The 4,900-nt window shown below is 31.8% G+C and carries 5 protein-coding genes; all 5 read left to right on the top strand.

Annotated elements, in window-relative coordinates:
* Positions 1-578 precede the first annotated feature (578 nt).
* The 5 genes from KHW44_RS06365 to KHW44_RS06345 all read left to right on the top strand — a co-directional run bounded on the left by KHW44_RS06365 (position 579) and on the right by KHW44_RS06345 (position 4,710).
* Positions 579-1,763 carry an amidohydrolase gene (locus tag KHW44_RS06365; RefSeq protein WP_304067354.1) on the top strand — a complete coding sequence of 395 codons (1,185 nt, stop codon included), beginning with the start codon at positions 579-581 and terminating at the stop codon, positions 1,761-1,763.
* Positions 1,764-1,778: 15 nt separating this feature from the next.
* Complete coding sequence (locus tag KHW44_RS06360) at positions 1,779-2,720, top strand: 2-keto-3-deoxygluconate permease (protein ID WP_094224379.1); 942 nt, start codon at positions 1,779-1,781, stop codon at positions 2,718-2,720.
* Between the two features lie 268 nt (positions 2,721-2,988).
* Complete coding sequence (locus KHW44_RS06355) at positions 2,989-3,453, top strand: N-6 DNA methylase (RefSeq protein ID WP_369680521.1); 465 nt, start codon at positions 2,989-2,991, stop codon at positions 3,451-3,453.
* A 227-nt stretch (positions 3,454-3,680) separates the two neighbouring features.
* The gene (locus KHW44_RS06350; RefSeq protein ID WP_094208285.1) at positions 3,681-4,208 is read left to right on the top strand and encodes a thioredoxin family protein; all 528 of its coding nucleotides are present in this window, start codon (positions 3,681-3,683) and stop codon (positions 4,206-4,208) included.
* 19 nt (positions 4,209-4,227) lie between these two features.
* Entirely contained in the window at positions 4,228-4,710 is a 483-nt protein-coding gene (locus KHW44_RS06345; RefSeq protein ID WP_158521252.1) for a Csac_0668 family 2Fe-2S cluster-binding (seleno)protein, read from the top strand.
* Positions 4,711-4,900: the final 190 nt, after the last annotated feature.

Below are 4,900 nucleotides of genomic sequence, written 5' to 3'. Positions count from 1 at the left end.
TTTAATATGTTTTGTTTGGTCACTTACATATTAACACAGCTGATTAGCTATGAGTTATTTTATGTTGCACTTGTTATGATAAATTATCAATTAAAAAAAAGCAATTCATAAAAACTTAAAAATAATTAAATTAATTACACCTATTATAAAATTTTATTATAAAGTAAATAAAGATGCAAGTGTAAAACACCAATTAACTTTTAAAGGAAGTAAAAATAATAGTAAAGATATTTACTGAAGATGAAATTAAATTATTAGAAGACTTAAAATTAGAAGAAAGCAACAACTTTAATATTGATAATATAATAAAGATAGAAGCTCCGATTTCCAAATTTCTTCAAGTTAAAGGAATTGATAAAAATTACAATGTAACTAAAGAAGCGAAACTTGCAGAAAGTATTTTGGATAAAATTAGTGAATTGTAAAACTAAACTTAGGTAATGATTTTAGGCTGAGCGATTTAATAGCTTAGGACTTTATTTATATTTTGAATCAGTCTACAATTAAACTAAAAAATTCCCAGCGGATACTTTTTATAAAAACAGGGTATATATACTACTATGAAAGGGGAATTTTATATGAATTATGATAAATTATTTTCTTTGATTGATTCAAAGAAAGATGATATGTTTAATGACAGAAGATGGCTTCACGAACATCCTGAACTTTCTTATGAAGAAAAGGAAACTAGTGAGTATATCTATAAGCACTATGAAAATAACAAGGATGTAACGGTAGAAAAAAATGTTGGAGGATATGGAATAAAGGTTACGATTGACTCTGGTAAGCCAGGAAAGACTGTAGCATTGAGGGCAGATTTTGATGCACTTCCAATTACAGAAGATACTGGACTTGACTATGCTTCTAAAAACAAGGGCGTAATGCATGCTTGTGGTCACGATGCACACACTGCATATATGATGACTTTGGCAGATTGTTTGGTAGAAATGAAGGATGATTTTTCCGGTAAAATTGTAATCATTCACCAACCAGCAGAAGAAATGCCACCAGGAGGATCAAGTTTTATGATTAAAGATGGCGTTTTGGATGGCGTTGATAATATATTTGGATGTCACGTCATGAGTCAATTGGATTTTGGAAAAGTTTATTACCACAAAGGTCCTACACAACAAGCTCGTGCGAAATTCGTTGCGACAGTAAAAGGAACCGGCGGACACGGCGCTGCACCTCACGAAGCGAATGATGCTATTGTTATTGCTAGTAATTTGGTTATGAGTTTGCAAACTATTGTTTCAAGAAGATTAAACCCAATGACTCCAGGCGTTGTAACTATTGGTTCATTTGATGGTAAAGGTCAATTTAATATAATTAAAGACTCAGTAACTCTTGAAGGAGACGTTAGATGCATGTCTGATGATGCAAGAACTCTTATTGAACAAGAAGTTAGAAATATTTGTGAAGGATTGGCAAAGGCGTATAGTTGTGAAATCGAATTGGATTACAAAAATGATTATCCTGTTTTGATGAATGACGATGAAATGACACAACTTGTAGTTGATGCTGTAGAAGAAGCGAATATTCCTGAAGTTGATGGCGTTGAAGATTGCGGTCCACAAGCACAATCAGAAGACTTTTCATATTATTCACAAAAAATTCCAGCAAGTTTCTTCTATATTGGTGCAAAACCAGATGGCAAAGCATACCCACATCACCATCCAAAATTCACAATCAACGAAGATTCTATGATTATCGCAGCAAAGGCAATGGGAGCTGTGGCTTTGAAGTATTTGAACGAAAAATAAACGGGGGATTTTATTATGAAATTAATGAAAAAAATTCCTGGAGGAACGTTATTAGTGCCGATGATGATATCGGCATTAATCCATACATTTTTCCCGAATCTATTCAAAATCGGTGGAGTAACTGAATCGTTCTTTGGCCCATCGAGTTTGGGATTCATTTTAGGAGCTACAATATTTATATCTGGCTGTACAGTCAAATTGAGTAGTATCAAAAGCGTGGTTAAAATCTACGGACTATTAATTTTAGTAAGAACAGCAGTTACAGCTTTATTTGCAATTTTGTTTTTCAAATTTTTTGGTATGCAAGGAGTTTTAGGAATTAGTTTAATAGGATTTATTTGTACATTAACATCACTAAATCCTTCGTTGTTCTTGGCAATAATGGAAGACTGTGGAGACGAAGTTGACATGTCAGCGTTCGGATTCATATCGCTTTTTGCAACTCCAGCCATAGCAATGCTTATTTTCGGACTCTCTCAACCGACAAGTGTGGATTACATGTCAATAGTTTCATTGGTAATTCCATTAGTTTTAGGAGTGGCAATAGGAAATATAGACAAAGATTTGGGAAAATTTATCTCAACAGGAATGCCATTCATGATTTTTGCTCTAGGTTGGTCTGTTGGTAATAGCATCGATTTATTTGAAGCAGTCAAAGCAGGATTTTCAGGAGTAATAATGGCAGTAGTTTATTATATTTTGATATTCTTGCCAATGCTATTTGTTGAAAGAAAAGTTTTGAAAAGAGATGGAGTATCCGCGGGTGGATTGTCCACAATTGCAGGATTGTCCGCAAGTATTCCAATGATAATGGCAGCAAATGATCCTTCATTAACAGTTTATGCACCAAGAGCAGCAGCCATTGTAACATTTGGCGTAATAATTTCATCGTTTGTTTCACCATTCTTGTGCAATAAATTGTACACTGGAGAAAAACAAAAAGAAGAGAATAAATAAAACAAAAGCCAACGCATTTTTAAAAATGTGTTGGTTTTTTATTGCAAGAAAATAAAAATGAAACACAATATAGTCAATTAATTATATGATATAATTAAAATGAAATATTACATAAAATTAAAAAAAACATAATGAAAAATTAACATAAATCACAAATGAAGAAGCAGAAACAGATTTCAGACTAGATACAGTAGAAGAAACAGGGTTTTTCATACTACCAAGCCAATTATTTCAAAATGTCGTAAAAACTGCACGCACCAATGAAAATTTGAACACAGATTTGGCAAATATATTCAAATCAATCGAAAAAAGCGCAATAGGATATCCTTCAGAAGATGACATCAAAGGATTATTCGAAGATGTTGACACCACAAGCAGCAAACTTGGAGCAACGGTAGCTGAGAAAAACAAAAGATTATGTGACATACTAACTGGAATTGACAAAATTAATTTAGGCAAATTTGAAAACAACGACATCGACGCATTCGGAGATGCATACGAATATTTGACATCCAACTATGCAAGTAATGCAGGAAAATCTGGTGGAGAATTCTTCACTCCCCAAACAGTGTCAAAGTTTTTGGCAAAGCTTGTAATGGACGGCAAAACAAGCATTAAAAAGGTATATGATCCGAGATGTGGGGAACGTGTCATAATAGTGATGAGTGCAGTTTGTGTTAATAAATCAACGGTTTCAGGAACTTTAACTAAATATATTTCGTGCATTGCTTAGAGTAATTAGGGTCTAATTGCTGTGAGCAGTGCATGAGAGGTAAGGACATTAGCTCTTAAATAGTTGATAATTATCTAATATAATCATATTTAAGGTAATAGTTAGTTACGCATCAGTATAATTATGTTCAAGTTGAATATCTTAGTAGAGCAAAGGGTAAAATTTAATTAGATGAATAGTAAGTAAATTATATGGAGTAACTTACTTTTTTAGGAGGAAGTGACAATTTGAAATACAAGCAAGTATTTAACTCTGGAGTTTCTTTTCAACAATTTTACGATACTGCTCAGGATAGATATAAGAATTATGCTAATAATGCGATAAGAAATTATTTAAATTTAGAGAGATATTTAGAAAAGGTTAGTAGTATAACAAGCAAATTTAATATACTTGCGATTGGAGAAAACTGGTGTATTGATTCTATAATTAATATTCCTGTAGTTCATTGGTTAGAAAAAAATAATGAAAATATAAAACTTAAAGTAATAGATACAGATAGTTACAGTAAGTTTATGCCTAATGAAAAAGTTATTACACCAACATTTATTATTATGAATCAAGAATATCAGGAGATAGGGAAATGGGTTCAATATCCTAAAAGAATAATAGATGTGGTTGAATCTAAGGACCAAGTTCGAGTTATAGCAGAGAAAAGGAGATACCGACAGGGAGAATATATTGTAGATACATTGAAAGAGGTATTAGATATCCTGATTAACTATAGAAATAATATTTATTTAGACAGGAGGAAATAAAGTGAGTCAAGAAAATAAGATAAATCAATCTTGCTGAGGTTCAATACAAAAAACCACTGGTACAGTGGAAGAAAAAGAAAATTGCCCCAAATGTTATGAAATAGGAGAAAAGGTTAAGAATATAACTGTAAAGCATATGGTATCAGAAAACCTTAGGGGAAAGGTTGTAGATGAAGAAACTTACTATTTATGTATGAATGAAGATTGTGATGTCGTGTATTATAACATAAACAATGAAAGAGTTTTTTATAAGGAAGAGGTAAAAGTTCCTATATGGTTTAAAAAGAATGCAAATCCCAAATATATATGCTATTGCAACCATGTTACAGAGCAACAAATTATAAATGCTGTTTTAGATGATGGTGCAAAGAATATTAAAGATATTATTAGACTTACAGGGGCAATGAAAAATGGAAAGTGCGAAATTAACAATCCTTTGGGAAAATGCTGTAGTCCTCTTATTCAAGAAACCATCAATAAAGCATTAAATAGCAAAGAATAGTTTGCGACACATAATTTATAAAGTACGTCACAACAGTAATAAAATTAAAAATAATAAAAAACTATAGAATTAAAACTTTTGGAAATATTGTGTGTTTCAGAGATTTGGAAAAGGCTACTGAAGATGCTAAAAAAACTTTTGGCGATGAAAACAGTGTAAATATTATTCTTGAAAAAAGCTACGAAGAATA

Source organism: Finegoldia magna (genome assembly GCF_018371055.1).
GTDB classification, from domain to species: domain Bacteria; phylum Bacillota; class Clostridia; order Tissierellales; family Peptoniphilaceae; genus Finegoldia; species Finegoldia magna_I.
Note: the sequence above shows the minus strand (reverse complement) of the source record. Positions and strands in the feature narration are given on the sequence as shown.

Coding starts and splice junctions, on each gene's coding strand:
- KHW44_RS06365 (WP_304067354.1), top strand. CDS start 579: ATGAATTATGATAAATTATTTTCTTTGATTGATTCAAAGAAAGATGAT.
- KHW44_RS06360 (WP_094224379.1), top strand. CDS start 1,779: ATGAAATTAATGAAAAAAATTCCTGGAGGAACGTTATTAGTGCCGATG.